Here is a 16,100-nt window from a genome sequence, read left to right as displayed (position 1 = left end):
CCGTCACACTCCCCCTTCATACCCCTGTTGACGCCAGGCCTCGAACACCGTCACGGCGACGGCATTCGACAGGTTCAGGCTGCGTTGGCCAGCGCGCATCGGCAGGCGCAGGCGCTGCTGGGGCGGGAACATCGCCTGATGTTCTTCCGACAGGCCCGAAGTTTCGCGGCCGAATACGAACACGTCGCCCGGCTTGAAGCCGATATCCGCCACGCTGCGTTGCGCATGCGTGGTCAGCGCGTAGATGCTGGACGGCGCGGCGCCGGTATCGGCCAAAGCCTCCTCCAGCGTGTCGTGCACGCGGACGGGCTGCCATTCGTGGTAGTCCAAGCCGGCGCGGCGCATGCGGGCGTCGTCGAGCTCGAAGCCCAAGGGACGAACCAAGTGCAATTGCGCGCCCGTATTGGCGCACAGGCGGATGGCGTTGCCGGTATTGGGCGGGATTTCAGGACAAACAAGGATGACGTGGAACATGGCGCTAGGGACTCGGGACGGCTTGCGGCGGAAACGTCGCCGCGCACCGGGAATTGTCGCCGATTTACCTGGGGGCCGGCTCAGGGCGTGCGCGCCGCCACCAGCACCGTGACATCCGCAGCTCCTGCTGCCAGCAGCGCAGCGGCGGCCGCGTTGGCGGTGCTGCCGGTGGTCATGACGTCGTCCACCAATAGCAGCTGCCGGCCGCGCACGTCGCCCACGCAATAAAACAGGTTTTGCGCCCCGAGCCGGCGGGCCTGGCGGCCCTGCGCGGTCTGCCGGGGCGTCTCGCGCCGGCGCCGCAGCAGCCCGCGCGCCAGCGGCAGCCCCAGCTCCGCCGCCAGGCTGCGCGCAATTTCACCGGCCGGATTCATGCCGCGCTGGCGCAGCGATGCGCGGCTGGCGGGAACGGGCACCAGCAAGGCGCCTTCCGGCGCAGGCCCGTCTCGGGCCACGGCAGCCGCGATCATCCGGGCCAGCACCGGCGCCATGCTGAGGCGCAGCCGGGTCTTCAGCATCAGGATCAAGGTGTCGGCGGGCGGCGCGTAGTCAAAGGCGGCAATCGTGCGCGAAAACGTCCGGGGCGCGCCCAGGCAGGCGGCGCAGTGCGGCGCATCCGGGCGCAACCGCAGGGCGCAACGAGGACAGCGTGGCGCTGCAGGGCGACGCGCGACCACCCCACTATCGGCCCGGCGGAGAGCATCGCCGCAGATATCCGCCTCGCAGCCCGCGCAAAGCCTAGCACCCGCCACCCGGGCGCCGCACAAGGGGCAGTCGCAACCGACGCGCGACAGCAGCCGCCGCCCCATGACCCGTAGGGGCAATCGGAAACCGCGGCCGGGATGCGCAATAATGGATGCCATCCCTCATGAAACCATGATCCGCCCGCGTTGCAGACGCGGGTGCGACCGAAATGTCCCTGCCAGAATCCGCAACGCTCCCCTCCCTGCCCATCGTCAGCGCCGACGTGCCCCGGCAATTCGCCCGCCGCGGCGACCTGGCCGAGGCCCAGTTCCTGTACGGGGAAATCGCCCGCCGCATGCTGGGCCGCCTGCAATACATCCGGGTCCAGCCGCAAGCCATGCTGGACGCGGGCTGCGGCGCGGGCGACAACCTGCCGCTGCTGCGTGAACGCTATCCCGACGCCGCCTATACCGGGCTGGACAACTGCGAACCGCTGCTGGAACAGGCGCGCAAGCGCCATGCCCCTGCCGGCCTGTCGGCCTGGATCGGCAAGCTGGCGCGCCGCGGCCCGGCCGCCCCTGCCTTCGTCAACGCCGACCTGGCGGCGACGGGCCTGGCGCCCGAATCGCTGGAACTGGTGTGGTCCAACCTGGCCATGCACTGGCACCGCGCTCCGCACGCCGTGCTGGCGGAATGGCGGCGCATCCTGAAAGTGGGCGGACTGGCGATGTTCTCCTGTCTTGGGCCGGCCACGCTGCGGGAACTGCGCCAGGCCCTGGACGACGCCGGGCTGCGCACGGCTACGCCGTCCTTCGTGGACATGCATGATTTCGGCGACCTGCTGGTGGAAAACGGCTTCGCGGATCCGGTCATGGACCAGGAGATCCTGACCCTGACCTACCGCAGCCCGGAAAAGCTGCTGCAGGACGTACGCGCGCTGGGCGGCAACCCGGCCGAAGGCCGGCGCGGCGGCCTGGTGGGCCGCGACTGGCGCGACCGTCTCTGCGCCGCGCTGGAAGCGCAGCGCCGGCCCGACGGTCTGATCGTGCTGAGTATCGAAGTCGCCTACGGCCACGCCTGGCGCGCCGCGGCGCATCGCACCGTGGCCGGTGAAACCCGGCTGTCGGTCAGCGCGATTGGCGGCCGGCACCGCGCGCCCTGACCTGGGCCGCAGGCTGACCGGCAGAGCCGGCGCTTTGCGGGCGCCGGCCTCCCCGTCTAGTGCAGGCGTTCCGGCATCGGCACGCTGACCCCGGGCTCGGAAGCCGGCAACGCCGACATAGGCTCGGAGGTTGCGCGAATGCGGCGCCTCAGGACCGCCGTCGGTTCTGCGGGCCCTACGCCGGGCGAAGCCACGCCGCGCCAGGCGTTCGACATGGCCTCCACCACCAACGGCAGGTCGCGCAAGCGGTGGAACTGGCTGCGCAGCCAGCGGGAATCGTTGCCGCTGCGCATGGATTCATCGCGCAGGGCGGCGATCATGTCGCCCGTGCCCAGTTCTTCAGCCACCGGCATCAGGCGCTGGAACAGGTTGCGCAGGTGGTCCATCAGCCGCAGGCGCTGGCCGTCCGGGGTCACGTAGCTGCCCTGCAGGCCGAAGCGGCAAGCCTGGAAGTGATTGCTGCGGTAGGACAGCCAGGCGCCGTCGCCGGGGTCGCCCTCGCGCATCAGCAGCACCGCCAGGGCCTGGGCAAAAGCCGCCAGCTGGCAAGCCCGTTCGACCGTCAGCGGCGTGTCGCACACGCGGATTTCGACCGTGCCGAATTCCGGCTTGGGGCGGATGTCCCAGTACAGGTCCTTGATGCTTTCCGCCAGGCCATAGGCGCGCAGCTGCGCCAGATGGGCCTCGAACTGGTACCAGTCCTTCACCTCGGGCGGCATGTGCCCGGCCAGCGGGAAGCTGTTCACCGCGTTCAGGCGCGAGCACGAGAACAAGGTGTCCACCCCCTCGCAATAGGGCGACGAGGCCGACAGGGCGATAAAGTGCGGCACATAGGGCGACAGGCGGCGCAACAGTTTGATGGAATCGTCGCCGCTCTTGACGCCCAGGTGGATGTGCTGGCCGAAGACCGTAAATTGACGCGCCAGGTAACCGTACATTTCGGCCAGGTACTGGAAGCGCGGGGTGTCCGAAATGGACCGTTCCTGCCAACGCATGAAGGGGTGGGCGCCCCCGCCAGCGACCGATACGCCCACGGCGTCCGCCGCTTCGATCAGGGCGTCGCGCATTTCGCGCATCTCGGCCAAGAGGCCCATGGGGTGCTCGTGCACCGAGGAATTCAGTTCAATCATGGACCGCGTGATTTCCGGTTTAACGCGGTCGGCGATGGGGTGGTTGGCCATTTGGGCCAGCAGCTCGTCCGAGGCTGCGGTCAGGTCAAAACTGCGCGGGTCTATCAGTTGCAGCTCGAGCTCGATGCCCAGGGTGTTGGGGGCCGACGAAATGAACGGGATCTGTTCCATCTCGGACTCCTTTCTGAATGTTTGATGAGGGTGTGCGCCGTTCGACCTTGAAGCCCGGAAACAGCCCGGGGGGCACTAGACGGCAGCTTGTGCACGCATGATAGCCGCTGTTTTGTGGCAAGAAGATGGAAAATCGTGACATTTATGTGCAACATCACGAAGCAATCGGTTTTTCCCTGTGAAGGAAAGTGAGCGAGCGCTCACGGCATAGAAATGGCGCGGCCTCCCGGGCTGCGGCAGCCGGAAAGCAAGCGCTCAAGGGGCTTTCAAGAGGGGGTGGGACAACCCTTATAAGGGTTGTCCCTTATCTATTTCCGCCAAAAAATAGGGGTGAACAACACCAGCACCGTCAGCAGTTCCAGGCGCCCGATCAGCATCGCGAAGGTGCAGACCCAGATCTGGAAATCGGACAGGACGGCGAAGTTGCCCATGGGTCCGACGGGCCCCAGGCCTGGTCCGGTGTTGTTGACGCTGGCGAAGACGGCCGAGAAGGCGGTGATCGGATCCAGGCCAGACAGGAGCAGCAGGCTGGTGAAAACGGCGATGGAAAGGCCGTAGAACAGCATAAAGGCCAGCACCGACGACATGGTGCGGGTCTCGACCGCGCGGCCATTGATGCGCACCGGGCTGACCGCGTGCGGGTGCAACATTGTGACCAGCTCATTGCGCGCCTGCTTGACCAGCAGGATCGCCCGGATCATCTTGATGCCGCCCCCGGTCGACCCGGCCGACGTGGCGAAGCCCGACAGCAGCAGCATGGTCAGCGGAGCGAACAGCGGCCATTGCGCGAAGTCGGTATTGGCGTAGCCCGTGGTGGTCGCCATGGAAATCGTGTTGAACATGCCGTAGCGCAGCGCCTGCAGCGGATCTTCATAGACCCCTTTCAGGAACAGGAACACCGAAATGACCAGCCCGACTCCCAATACCACCACCAGGTAGGGGATCGCCTCCGGACACCGCACGTAGGCGCGCGCGCTGCGCTGGCGGAAGGCATTGAAGTGGGTGGCGAAGTTGATGCCCGCGATCAGCATGAACACCATCGCCACCATTTCCACCGCGACCGAATCGAAATGGGCGAAGCCGTCATCCCAGGTCGAAAAGCCGCCCAGGCCCATGGTGGTGGCCATGTGGCACCAAGCCTCGAACCACGACAGGCCGACCGCCCGGTAGGCCAGGAAGCACAGGATGGAGAATACGAAATACACCGCGTACAGCGCCTTGGCGGTGCTGGCGATGCGCGGCGTGAGCCGCTCGTCCTTCATCGGTCCGGGGGTTTCCGCCCGCACCACCTGGTGCCCGCCGACGCCAAGCAGGGGCAGAATGGCCACGGCCAGCACCAGGATGCCCATGCCGCCGATCCAGATCAGCGTGGCCCGCCACAGGTTGATCGACGCGGGCAAGGTGTCCAGATTGGTCAGGACGGTGGCGCCGGTGGTGGTCAGGCCCGACATGGCCTCGAAATAGGCGCCGGTAAACGACAGCGGCAAGCCGGCGCCATGGAAGTAGAGCAGCAGCGGAATGGCCGCCAGCAGGGGCAGGCCCGCCCACACGGCCGACACCAGCACGAAGCCGTCGCGCGCCCGCAGCTCGCAGCGGGCGCGGCGCGTTATCGCGGCCAGGCCGCCGCCTATGCCCACCGAGATCAGGAACCCGTCCAGGAAGGCCTCGCGCGCGCCGTCGCCGCCCACGTAGGCGACGGTCAGCGGGATCAGCATGGTGAGCGCGAACATCACCATCGTCAGGCCCAGGATGTAGAGAGTGCCCAGGACGCGCTTCATGGAGCTATCCGGCCGCGCGCGGCCCGCGCAGAAGGAAGGAGGCGGCGCGCATCAGAAGAACGACGCCGAGACTTGGAACAGCTTTTCCACGCGCGGCATCTGCCGGCGCGAGGGCACGAAGACGATGACGTGGTCGTCGGATTCGATCACGGTGTCGGCGTCCGGCAGGATGATTTCGTCCTCCCGCACCAGCGCGCCGATGCTGGCGCCTTTGGGCAGGCTGATCTGCCCGACCGCGCGCCCCACCACCTTGGAGGTGGAGCGGTCGCCGTGGGCGATGGCCTCCAGCGCTTCCGCCACGCCCTGGCGCAGCCGGTGCACGGCGGCCACGTCGCCGCGGCGCACATGCCGCAGGAGTTCGCTCATGGTGGCCTGGGATGGCGACACGGCGATGTCGATATGGCTGCCCTGCATCAGCTCGCCGTAGGCCTGGCGGTTGATCAGCGCGATCACCTTGCGCGCGCCAAGGCGCTTGGCCAGCAGCGAGGACATGATGTTGTCCTCGTCGTCGCTGGTCAGCGCCAGCCAGGTGTCCATGTCCTCGATGTTCTCGCGTTCCAGCAGCGCCTCGTCGGTGCCGCTGCCGTGCAGCACCAGCACACTGTCGGGCAACTGGGTCGCCAGGTATTCGCAGCGCTTCTGGTCGCGCTCGATGATGCGGACGCTGTATTTTTCCTCGGCCAGTTGGCGCGCCAGGCGCAGGCCGATGTTGCCGCCGCCCGCGATCATCACGCGGCGCACGGCACGCTCGGCCTCACGCAGCTGCCGAACGGCGCGGCGCGCATCGCGCGAGTCCACCACCAGCACCACCTCGTCGCCCGGGGCGACGACGGTACCGCTGCCGGCCCGCAGCGGCCTGCCGCCGCGCAGCACGTCGATCACTCGCGCCTTCACGTCGGGCCAGACGTCGCGCAGCTTGTCGACCGGCGAATGGGCCATCGGGCTGCCCGCGCCGACCCGCACGGTCACGACGCTGACCCGGCCTTCGGCGAACTCCACCACCTGCAGGGCCTCGGGAAATTCGATCAGGCTGTGCAGATAGGTGGTGACGCTGCGCTCGGGGCTGATCAGGGCGTCGATGCAGAAGCCCTCTTCGCTCATGAGTTCCGGGTGTTCGGCGAACTCCACCGAACGGATGCGGGCAATGCGGCGGGGAATGTTGAACAGCTGGCGCGCGATCTTGCAGGCCACCATATTGGCCGAATCCGAGGCCGCACAGGCGATCAGCAGGTCGGTGTCGGCGGCGCCAGCGGCCTCCAGCACCGAAACCTGCGAGCCGTCGCCATGGACGACGCGCAGGTCGAAGTGTTCTTGCAGGTATTGGAGCTGGACAGGATCCGAATCGATCACCGTGATGTCGTTCTCTTCGGACACCAGGTTCTCGGCCACGCTGGTGCCTACGCGACCAGCGCCCATGATCAGGATCTTCATGAGCTCCGCTTGCGGGCGGACTCGATGCCCAATTGCTTGAGCTTGCGGTACAGGTGGGTGCGTTCCAGCCCCGTGCGTTCCGACACGCGGGTCATGCTGTGGCTTTCGCGGACCAGGTGGTATTCAAAATAGATACGCTCGAATTCGTCGCGCGCCTCGCGCAGCGGTTGGTCCAGCGAAATGCTGCCCAGTTGGCCGTTGGACGTGACGGGGACTTCGTTGGACGGCGCGGCGGCCTGGACCGGGGGATCGAGTTCGTCTTCCAGCGCCACCGCCGGGCTGGCCACGGCCGAATGCGCGGTGGCAGGCGCCGGATGCGGCGCGCGGCCGCGCGCCAGGCCGGCGGCGACCGTCTTCAGGAGGCGCTGCAGCGTGATCGGCTTTTCAAGGAAGTCCATGGCGCCGATGCGCGTGGCTTCGACTGCCGTGTCGATGGTGGCATGGCCGCTCATCATGATCACGGGCATGTCCAGCAGGCCTTGCGAGCCCCATTCCTTGAGCAGGCTGACGCCGTCCGTGTCCGGCATCCAGATGTCCAGCAACACCAGGTCAGGACGCATGCGCAAGCGTGCGGCGCGCGCTTGCGCCGCGTTTTCAGCCAGCTCGACCGTGTGTCCTTCGTCGTATAGGATTTCCGACAAAAGCTCGCGTATACCGACTTCGTCGTCAACCACCAGAATTCTGGCCATAAAGCATCCACCTATTGCGTAGCCGCATTATCCTTTTCTTGCGCGGTCGCGTCCATAGTATCGGCCTCGGAAGCCAGCCGGGTCAACAATATGGAGATCCGCGCGCCCCCTTCCTTGCGGTTCGCAAGGTCTATACGCCCGCCGTGTTCTTCCACGATCTTGCGTACGATTGCCAATCCTAACCCAGTCCCGTGGGACTTGGTGGTGACGTAGGGCTCGAACGCGCGCTGCATGACCTGGGGAGGAAAGCCCGGGCCCGTGTCGGCGACCGTGAACCTGAGCGCCTGATGGGCCGCCCGGTCGGGCTGCTCGCTGCGCATGAGCTGCGTGGTCACGCTGACCCGCCCTTGCCCGCCCTGCTCGGCGATCGCGTCGCGGGCATTGGACATCAGGTTATGGATCACCTGCCGCAACTGGGTGGGATCGCCCTCGATGGGCGGCAGGTCCGGCGCCAGCGTCACGTCCAGATTCAGGGCCATTTCGGCCAGGCGCGACGAACCGCCTTCGGGCTCCCAGCCGTACAGCGACAGCACGTCCGCCACCAGGGCGTTGAAGTCGATGCGTTGCATCACGGCCGGCGGCGTGCGGGCATATTCGCGGAAGTCGTCCACCATCTGCTTGAGCGATGCCACCTGGTTGACGATGGTATTGGTAGACCGTGCCACGATCTGGGCCTCGGCGGGAGGCAGCTTGCCCTCCAGCTTCATCGCCAGGCGCTCGGCCGATAGCTGGATCGGCGTAAGCGGGTTCTTGATCTCGTGCGCCAGTCTGCGGGCGACTTCGCCCCAGGCCACGGTCCGGTTGGCCGAGATCACTTCGGTGATGTCGTCAAACACCACCAGATAGCCGTTGCCGCGCCCGTCCACGCGCAGATGCGTGCCGCGCGCCAGCAGGGTCAGGGGCTGCGAGCCAGCGGGCGCGTCGTCCTGGCCCGGGGCGATCTCGAATTGCTGCTGCCAGTGCTGGCGCTCGGACCCCACCGCGGCGTGGGCGGAAAAAGCCTGCCGCACGATGTTGGCGAACTCCAGCATGCCGGCCACGGTTTCCAGCGGCCGTCCGATCACCGAGCGCAGGTCCGCGCCCAGGATGGTCTGGGCGCCCTGGTTGACGGTGGTGACGCGGAACGATTCGTCGAACACCAGCACCCCGGAGGACAGGTTCGACAGCACGCTTTCCAGATAGACATTGGAGCGTTCCAGCTGCTGCCGGTTGCTCTCGACCATGCGGCGGGCCTCGTCGAGCTGGCGTGTCATGGCGTTGAACGAACGCGTGAGCTGGCCGACTTCGTCGCGCTCGGGCGGCTCGGGCAAGGGCCGGTAGTCGCCCACGCCCACGGCCTGCGTGCCGCCCGCCAGGCTGAGCAGCGGGCGCACCAGCCGCTTGGACAATGAGAGCGCCACCGCGATGGCGCCGAAGGCCGCCAGCAGCAAGGCCAGGGTCAGGGTGATGCCGTACAGCTTGCGCAAGCCCAGCCGCGACAGCGCCAGCTCCTGGTAGTCGCGAAAACCCTGCTGCACCAGATTGGCGTTGTGGGCGATCTGCTCGGGTACCGGCTGCAGCAGCTGCAGCCAACGCGGTTCGGATGCCGGTCCCAACAGGTTGTCGTAGCGGTCGGGGCCGGTCAGCGGAATCACCACCCGCAGGTGCAGCCCGCCTTCAGCGCCGGGGGTCACCGGGTCATCGGCCTCGGCGGCGGAGTAGCCGCGCGCCAGCCGCAGCTGGTTCATGACGGTGGACGGCGGCATCGCGGGCAGCAATTGCCCGTACTGGCTGGTGGAGAACGCGATCATGCGCCCGCTGCCGGTAAAGACCATGGCTTCCTGCACGCCGTTGGCCTCGCGCAGCCGCGTCAAGGCGAGCGTCACGCCGCTGTCGGAACTGCGGTTCAGTTCCATCGCCATGGAGCGCGCACGCGCGTCCAGGTCGGCCAGCAGCGAATCCAGCGCGGCGCGGCCCAGGTTCAGGCCCGCCTCCAGCGCCGTGTCCACGCGCACGTTGAACCAGGATTCGATCGAGCGCGACATGAACTGCACCGACACGGTGTAGATCAGGGCGCCGGGCACCACGCCGATCAGCGCAAACGCCAGGGAAAAACGGGCCGTCAGCCGCGCGCCGAACTGGCGTCGACGGATCTGCCGCGCCAGCCTCACGGTCAGCGCCACCACCCAGATGAAGAGCGCCAGCGCAAAAATGCCATTCAGCACCAGCAGCGTGTCGTAGTAGCGCGCAAAGCGCGAGGCATTGCCGGTGGACCACGCCAACAGCCCCAGCAATGCCAGGCCGCTTGCGGCGCCAACCATCAGGGCCAGCCGAAGCACAAGCCTCATGACGGGTCTTTCTCCTTGTCGCTGAGCACGAACGTGAAGTCCATCCACGGCGTCGACTGTACCCAGGAGCTGCTGTTCAGGGCGTTGACCTGGAAGGGCCGCGGCAGCAGCGACGTATCCAGGCGCAGGCGCAACTGGCCGCCGTACAGCACGCCCGCATCGAAGTCGGCGGCGTCCGCCACCGGCCAGTTGCGGATATGCCGGATGACCCCCATGGCGTCATCCAGCGAGGCGACTGGAAAGGTAAGTTCGCCCACGCCCACCCGCCATTGCCGGGTCAGGGCGTTGTAGATGATGCGCCAGGTGCGGGACGTGTCGACCAGGGACTTGTCGAACCACCACCAGCGTTCGCGCGTGACGGTGAGGTCGGCGGTGAGATACAGCGGCACTCCGCGCTGGGCGGCTTCGCGCAGCTGCGAGTTCAGTTCGAACTCGATGTCCGCGTCGATCTGGAGCTGGCCGTCTCGAACCGCCGGGCGAACTTCGGTGACCTTGGGTTCCGCCCCATGCGCCTGCCCGCCCGGCACGAAGGAAAGCAAGGCAGATGCGAGCAACAACCCGAGAAATAAGCGCGGAATAATGGACATACGGCACCGGAACTACGTCATGCCCCCTATTCTTGGCGATTCAGGACTGCTTGGCAAACAAGGCGTAGAAAAACCCGTCGCGCTGCGCCGCAGGTGTTGCATCGACCGCAACTGGCAGCAATTGGCCGGGCGCGTCCAGGCGCTGCGCCTCCGGATGGCGCTGCATGAACTCCAGCGCCTGGCGCGTACCCTCGATCGGGAAGATCGAGCAAGTCACGTAAAGCAGCCGCCCGCCGGGCGCCACGGTGCGCCAGAGCGCGTCCAGGATGCTGGCCTGCAGGGTGGCCGTGCGACGCACGTCGTTCTCGCGCCGCAGCCAGCGGATGTCGGGATGGCGGCGCACGATGCCCGAGGCCGTGCAGGGGACGTCGGCCAGCACGGCGTCGAACGGCTTGCCGTCCCACCAGGCGTCCAGGTCGGCCGCATCCGCCGCTTTCAACTGGACACGATCGCTTGCCAGACCCAGCCGGTCCAGGTTCTGCCCGACGCGGGCCAGCCGGTCGGCGTCGGCATCCAGCGCCAGCAGGTCGATATCGGCCAGCTCCAGCAGGTGGGCGGTCTTGCCGCCAGGGGCCGAGCAGGCGTCCAGCACCCGCATGCCGTCGGCAGGCGCCAGCAGTTCGGCCGCCAGTTGCGCGCCGGCGTCCTGCACCGACCACCAGCCCTCGGCAAAGCCGGGCAGTTGCGTGACCGGCTTGGGCGTGGCCAGTACCAGGCCGGACTGGCCCACAGGTTCGGCCGCCAGGCCGGCGGCCTGGAAGGCGGCCAACACCTGCTCGCGGCTGGCGCGGCGGCGATTGACCCGCAGGGTCAGCGGCGCGGGCACATTGGCCGCAGCCAGGATCTCGCGCCATTCCCGCGGATAGGCCACGCTCAGCTGCTTGACCCACCAGCCGGGGTGGTTCCATTGGGCCTCGGGGCTGTCCCCCACGGCAGCCTCGAGCGCAGCGCGCTCGCGCAGGAAACGACGCAGGCAGGCGTTGAGCATGCCCTTATAGGAAGCCAGGGCGCGGCTGCGGGAGGCCGCCGTCACGGCCTGGTCCACCACCGTGTGCGCCGCGTAGACCGGCATGCCCGGCAGGGCGGCGGCGGCATCGCCTTCTTCCTTCAGCAGGGTCAGCGACACCAGCAACAAAGATTCGAACAACACGCTGGGATAGCGCTGCACCATCTCGCGGCCCACGGCGTCGGCCCAGCCCAGGTAACGCATGGCATGGAACGACACGGCCTGCGTGGCGGGTCGCAGGAACGATTCCACGTCGGCCAGCGCGTCCGTCAGGGAGCGGCCGTCCAGCACGCCCTCGACCACCTCCGCGCTGGAAAGCAGGACGGAGGACAGCGGAGGGGCCAGATTGGGGGAGTCGGAACGCGTGGACATGATGCAAATTCAGGAGATAAGACCGCTATGGTAGCCGGACCTGGACGAATGGCGGCCGTCGCGGCACACTGGCCCCAGCCACGGAGCCCCTCATGACCCTCGCCACCCTGCTGCTCTTCATCCTGGCCTCGGCCATCACCATCATCACGCCGGGCCCCACCGTCCTGCTCGCCATGAGCAACGGTTCGCGCCACGGCGTGCGCGCTGCCTGCTGGGGCATGGCCGGCGCGGTGCTGGCCGACCTGGTCCTGATCGGCGCGGTGGCGTCGGGCCTGGGCGTGGTGCTGGCGGCGTCCGAAATCGCCTTCCAGCTCATCAAATGGGTGGGCGCGGCCTATCTGGCGTACCTGGGCTGGAAGATGCTGCGCTCGGACGCGGCGCTGGTCATGCCCGCCGCCCAGGCGGACGCCCGGCGTCCGGCCGGCTTGGCGCTGGGCCTGCGCAGCTTCGCGGTGGCGCTGACCAACCCCAAGGCGCTGCTGTTCATGTCCGCCTTCCTGCCCCAGTTCATCAATCCCGCCGCCCCTCTGCTGGCGCAGTACGCCGTACTGGCCGGGGTCATGGCGCTGATGAACATCGCCGTGATGCTGGCCTACGCCGCGCTGGGCGCGCAGATGGTGCGCGCCTTCCAGGGCGCCGGCCTGCGCTGGCTGAACCGCGTCTGCGGGGGACTGCTGATCGGGCTGGCGGGGACGCTGGCGCTGTATCGGCGCAGCGCGCCTTGATGCAACCTCGATTCCAAATCCCGCGCGGATACACGTTGGGCAGCACCCAACAACGCGGATGCATCGATCCGCCTCGCGACCGCACTACGCGCGGGGATGATTCCTGACAGTAGGCACATCGCGCTATTGGAGCGCCCCGCGCTTGACCTACGGCAATGCCGTATAATTAAAAATTCGCCTTCGCCGCCCATCCTGGTGCGATGGCCTGAACCCTGGGACGCCACACAGGCGCCCGACTTTTGAAGAGCCATGAAGAATGCTGCCCCGACGGCGCGCAGCGTACCGTGGCAGGCGTCGCATATCAGCGAAGCACGCAGCCGCGTGGGCCTGCCGCAAACGGATTTCGCTGAACTGCTGGGCGTGAGCGTACGCACTCTGCAAGATTGGGAGCAAGGACGGCGCACCCCCTCGGGCGCGGCGAAGACCCTGCTGCAGGTAGCAATGATGCATCCCGAGACCCTGCGAGAGCTGCCCCCGTGGCCCGCCAACGAACACGCTGAATCCTGAGGCCAGCCGCCCCGGCCTCGCCCGACACGAACAACACATCCGCCGCGCGACACGCTTGCCGCGCGATTTTTTGGTGAACGACATTGGAAATCCTCGAAACCTCCCGGCCTGGCAAGGGCCCCGGCAAGGCCAACGACGCTGACGCGAACGCGTCCGCCACCTCCGCCCTGGCCGACACCATCGCCGCCGCCAACGCCGACGGCCGGACCCCGCGCGTGGGATTCGTTTCCCTGGGCTGTCCCAAGGCCCTGGTCGACTCCGAGCGCATCCTGACCCAACTGCGCACCGAAGGGTACGTAGTCACGCCCGAGTACAACGATGCCGACGTGGTCGTCGTCAATACCTGCGGCTTCATCGACAGTGCCAAGGCGGAATCGCTGGAGGCCATTGGCGAAGCCCTGGCCGAGAACGGCAAGGTCATCGTGACCGGCTGCATGGGCGTCGAGGAATCGGTGATCCGCGACGTGCACCCCAGCGTGCTGGCCGTGACCGGCCCGCAGCAATACGAAGAGGTGGTGCGCGCAGTGCACGAGGCAGCGCCGCCCAAGAAGGACCACAATCCCTACCTGGACCTGGTGCCGCCGCAAGGCATCAAGCTCACGCCGCGGCACTACGCCTATCTGAAGATTTCGGAAGGCTGTAATCACCGCTGCAGCTTCTGCATCATCCCGTCGATGCGGGGCGACCTGGTCAGCCGGCCGGTGGGCGATGTGCTCAGCGAAGCCGAGCGCCTGGTCAAGGCGGGCGTGAAGGAATTGCTGGTGATCTCGCAGGACACCAGCGCCTATGGCGTGGACGTGAAGTACCGCAGCGGCTTCTGGAACGGCCGTCCGGTGAAGACCCGCATGACCGAGCTCTGTACGGCCTTGTCCGAGATGGGCGTGTGGACGCGCCTGCACTACGTGTATCCGTACCCGCACGTGGACGAAGTGATCCCGCTGATGGCCGAGGGCAAGATCCTGCCCTACCTGGACATCCCGTTCCAGCACGCCAGCCCGCGCATCCTGAAGGCCATGAAGCGCCCGGCCTTCGAGGACAAGACCCTGGCCCGCATCAAGCGCTGGCGCGAGATCTGTCCGGACCTGACAATCCGTTCGACCTTCATCGTCGGCTTCCCCGGAGAAACCGAGGAAGACTTCCAGTACCTGCTGGACTGGATGCAGGAAGCGCAGCTGGACCGCGTGGGCTGTTTCCAGTATTCGCCGGTGGAAGGCGCGCCCGCGAACCTGCTGGACAATCCGGTGCCGGACGAGGTCAAGCAGGAACGCTGGGAACGCTTCATGGAGCTGCAGCAATCGATCTCCGCCGCCCGCCTGGCCAGGAAGGTCGGCCGCGAGATCGACGTGCTGATCGACGAAGTGGACGAAGACGGCGCCGTGGGCCGCAGCAGCGCCGATGCGCCTGAAATCGACGGCTGCGTCTACGTCAGCTCGGACAAGCCCCTGAAGGCGGGCGATCTGGTGCGCGCCCGCGTCACCGATTCCGACGAATACGACCTCTGGGCCGACGCGATCTGAATCCGCTCCCGCGCGCGGCGCCCGCCGCGCGCAGCTCAGGCTTCCAGCAGCTTGAGCCCAGCCACGCCGCCCACGATCATCGCAATGCACAGCAGGCGCGCGGCAGACGGCGAATCCCCGAACAGCATGATTCCCAGCACGGTAATGCCCACGGACCCGATACCGGTCCAGATGGCGTAGGCCGTGCCAGCAGGCAGCTGCTTCATGGCCAGCGTCAGCAGGAACACGCTGCCCAGGGCGGCCGCAATGCCGATCACGCTGGGCCAGAATCGCGTCCAGCCATCCGCATACTTCAAGGCCAGGGCCATCACGATTTCCACCGCGCTCGCGGCGACCAGAATCAACCAGGCCATTGCGGCCTCCTGCCAGAACCAGGGAACGGCTAGCTTAGAGACTATAGTTACCACAAGACAAGTACGCACCTTTTGGTAACTATGAAAAAGCCATCCGCCTCCGTGCCCTCGGGCGACGTGTTCGACGCTGCCTGCCCGTCGCGCCGAGCGCTGGAACTGATTGCCGGCAAATGGGTGCCGCTGATCCTGCCTGCGCTGGAACATGGCCCCATGCGCAACAACGAGCTGCTGCGCAGGCTGGACGGGATTTCACAGAAGGTCATGACCCAGACGCTCAAGGAACTGGAGCGTCACGGCCTGGTGCTGCGCGAGGATCTGGGCACCGTGCCGCCGCACGTGAACTACCGGCTGAGCGAACTGGGCCAATCCCTGAACGTGGCCCTGATCGCGCTGGACCGCTGGGCCGAGACCCATCATGCGGCGCTGGACGCGGCCGCGCGCCGCCATGACGCCCGGGCGGCGCGCCGCGTCCGCTAGCGCTTGGCCAGGAAGTCCGACATGTCGTCGGCGTGCTCTTCCTCCACCGCGAGGATCTCTTCCAGCAGGCGGCGCGTGGTGGTGTCCTGTTCGCCGATGTACTCGATCATCTGGCGGTAGCTGTCGATGGCGATGCGCTCGGCGATCAGGTTCTCCTTGATCATGTCCTCCAGCGACGTGCCTTCGACGTACTCGGAATGGCTGCGCTCCAACAGCCCCTTGGGCGACAGGTTGGGCTCGCCGCCCAGCTGCACGATGCGTTCCGAGAGCCGGTCGGCATGGTCCTGTTCCTGCGTGGCGTGTTCGGCGAATTCCGCGGCCACGGGCTCGGCGTTCAGCCCGCGGGCCATGAAGTAGTGGCGCTTGTAGCGCAGCACACAGACGATCTCGGTGGCCAGCGCTTCATTCAGCAGCTTCAGCACGGTCTGGCGGTCGGCGCGATAGGTGTCGGTCACGGCGCCGGACTCGATGTCCTGGCGCGCCTTGGCGCGTATGGCCTTCACGTCCATGTCGAACGGGCGGTTCGCCTGCGTTTGGGTACGGGTTGCTTGTTCCATATCGTGGCTCCTCTTGGTTAAGTGAAAGCACTGCGACACTGGGCTTCCAGTCTCTCCGTACAACCCAGTCTACCGATCGTGGCGGAACATGCTGTGTCCAAACATTGCCTGCGCCCCCCCAAATTGCCCGGCGAAAACGGTTTTCGATCCTTG

At 67.0% G+C, this 16,100-nt stretch carries 16 protein-coding genes; 5 read left to right on the top strand and 11 right to left on the bottom strand.

The window, feature by feature from the left end; translation table 11 throughout:
* Positions 1-3 precede the first annotated feature (3 nt).
* Together IB257_RS20910 and IB257_RS20905 are read right to left on the bottom strand one after the other, a co-directional pair.
* The gene (locus IB257_RS20910) at positions 4-474 is read right to left on the bottom strand and encodes a tRNA (cytidine(34)-2'-O)-methyltransferase (protein ID WP_054457725.1); all 471 of its coding nucleotides are present in this window, start codon (positions 472-474) and stop codon (positions 4-6) included.
* A gap of 80 nt (positions 475-554) precedes the next feature.
* Positions 555-1,100 carry a ComF family protein gene (locus tag IB257_RS20905; protein ID WP_370540115.1) on the bottom strand — a complete coding sequence of 182 codons (546 nt, stop codon included), beginning with the start codon at positions 1,098-1,100 and terminating at the stop codon, positions 555-557.
* A gap of 287 nt (positions 1,101-1,387) precedes the next feature.
* Between IB257_RS20905 and IB257_RS20900 the strand changes: the two genes are divergently transcribed.
* Positions 1,388-2,320 (top strand): methyltransferase domain-containing protein, encoded by a 933-nt coding sequence (locus IB257_RS20900; RefSeq protein WP_054457727.1) that lies wholly within the window; start codon positions 1,388-1,390, stop codon positions 2,318-2,320.
* Positions 2,321-2,376: 56 nt separating this feature from the next.
* On the opposite strand, the gene IB257_RS20895 is transcribed toward IB257_RS20900, so the two are convergent.
* The 7 genes from IB257_RS20895 to rsmB all read right to left on the bottom strand — a co-directional run bounded on the left by IB257_RS20895 (position 2,377) and on the right by rsmB (position 11,811).
* The gene (locus IB257_RS20895) at positions 2,377-3,621 is read right to left on the bottom strand and encodes a YbdK family carboxylate-amine ligase (protein ID WP_054457728.1); all 1,245 of its coding nucleotides are present in this window, start codon (positions 3,619-3,621) and stop codon (positions 2,377-2,379) included.
* Between the two features lie 308 nt (positions 3,622-3,929).
* Positions 3,930-5,399 (bottom strand): TrkH family potassium uptake protein, encoded by a 1,470-nt coding sequence (locus IB257_RS20890; RefSeq protein WP_054457729.1) that lies wholly within the window; start codon positions 5,397-5,399, stop codon positions 3,930-3,932.
* Positions 5,400-5,450: 51 nt separating this feature from the next.
* Complete coding sequence (gene trkA, locus IB257_RS20885) at positions 5,451-6,830, bottom strand: Trk system potassium transporter TrkA (protein WP_054457730.1); 1,380 nt, start codon at positions 6,828-6,830, stop codon at positions 5,451-5,453.
* Complete coding sequence (locus tag IB257_RS20880; RefSeq protein WP_054457731.1) at positions 6,827-7,519, bottom strand: response regulator; 693 nt, start codon at positions 7,517-7,519, stop codon at positions 6,827-6,829. Before IB257_RS20880 ends, trkA begins: the two co-directional genes overlap by 4 nt.
* Before the next feature lie 11 nt (positions 7,520-7,530).
* Positions 7,531-9,846 carry an ATP-binding protein gene (locus IB257_RS20875; protein ID WP_192492744.1) on the bottom strand — a complete coding sequence of 772 codons (2,316 nt, stop codon included), beginning with the start codon at positions 9,844-9,846 and terminating at the stop codon, positions 7,531-7,533.
* Entirely contained in the window at positions 9,843-10,433 is a 591-nt protein-coding gene (locus tag IB257_RS20870; RefSeq protein ID WP_082401241.1) for a DUF4390 domain-containing protein, read from the bottom strand. Before IB257_RS20870 ends, IB257_RS20875 begins: the two co-directional genes overlap by 4 nt.
* A gap of 40 nt (positions 10,434-10,473) precedes the next feature.
* Positions 10,474-11,811 (bottom strand): 16S rRNA (cytosine(967)-C(5))-methyltransferase RsmB, encoded by a 1,338-nt coding sequence (rsmB, locus tag IB257_RS20865; protein ID WP_192492743.1) that lies wholly within the window; start codon positions 11,809-11,811, stop codon positions 10,474-10,476.
* Between the two features lie 92 nt (positions 11,812-11,903).
* On the opposite strand from rsmB, the gene IB257_RS20860 reads away from it, so the two are divergent.
* The 3 genes from IB257_RS20860 (at position 11,904) to rimO (ending at position 14,560) form a co-directional block, all read left to right on the top strand.
* Positions 11,904-12,536 (top strand): LysE family translocator, encoded by a 633-nt coding sequence (locus IB257_RS20860; protein WP_192492742.1) that lies wholly within the window; start codon positions 11,904-11,906, stop codon positions 12,534-12,536.
* 249 nt (positions 12,537-12,785) lie between these two features.
* Positions 12,786-13,043 carry a DNA-binding transcriptional regulator gene (locus IB257_RS20855; protein ID WP_054457735.1) on the top strand — a complete coding sequence of 86 codons (258 nt, stop codon included), beginning with the start codon at positions 12,786-12,788 and terminating at the stop codon, positions 13,041-13,043.
* Between the two features lie 179 nt (positions 13,044-13,222).
* Positions 13,223-14,560 (top strand): 30S ribosomal protein S12 methylthiotransferase RimO, encoded by a 1,338-nt coding sequence (gene rimO, locus IB257_RS20850; RefSeq protein WP_054457789.1) that lies wholly within the window; start codon positions 13,223-13,225, stop codon positions 14,558-14,560.
* A gap of 35 nt (positions 14,561-14,595) precedes the next feature.
* Here rimO and IB257_RS20845 read toward each other — a convergent pair whose 3' ends face one another.
* Positions 14,596-14,913: a multidrug efflux SMR transporter gene (locus IB257_RS20845; RefSeq protein WP_042796135.1), complete on the bottom strand. Its 318-nt coding sequence runs from the start codon at positions 14,911-14,913 to the stop codon at positions 14,596-14,598.
* Between the two features lie 81 nt (positions 14,914-14,994).
* Here IB257_RS20845 and IB257_RS20840 point away from each other — a divergent pair, with 81 nt between their 5' ends.
* A complete protein-coding gene (locus tag IB257_RS20840) occupies positions 14,995-15,390 on the top strand; it encodes a helix-turn-helix domain-containing protein (protein ID WP_119450198.1) in 396 nt (131 codons plus the stop codon).
* On the opposite strand, the gene IB257_RS20835 is transcribed toward IB257_RS20840, so the two are convergent.
* Positions 15,387-15,947 (bottom strand): bacterioferritin, encoded by a 561-nt coding sequence (locus IB257_RS20835; protein ID WP_192330248.1) that lies wholly within the window; start codon positions 15,945-15,947, stop codon positions 15,387-15,389. The genes IB257_RS20840 and IB257_RS20835 overlap by 4 nt on opposite strands.
* Positions 15,948-16,100 lie beyond the last annotated feature (153 nt).

This window comes from Achromobacter sp. ACM03, assembly GCF_014851665.1.
In the GTDB taxonomy this organism is placed as follows: domain Bacteria; phylum Pseudomonadota; class Gammaproteobacteria; order Burkholderiales; family Burkholderiaceae_B; genus Achromobacter; species Achromobacter aegrifaciens.
The sequence above is the reverse complement of the archived record's forward strand: the minus strand, read 5'-3'. Positions and strand labels throughout refer to the sequence as shown.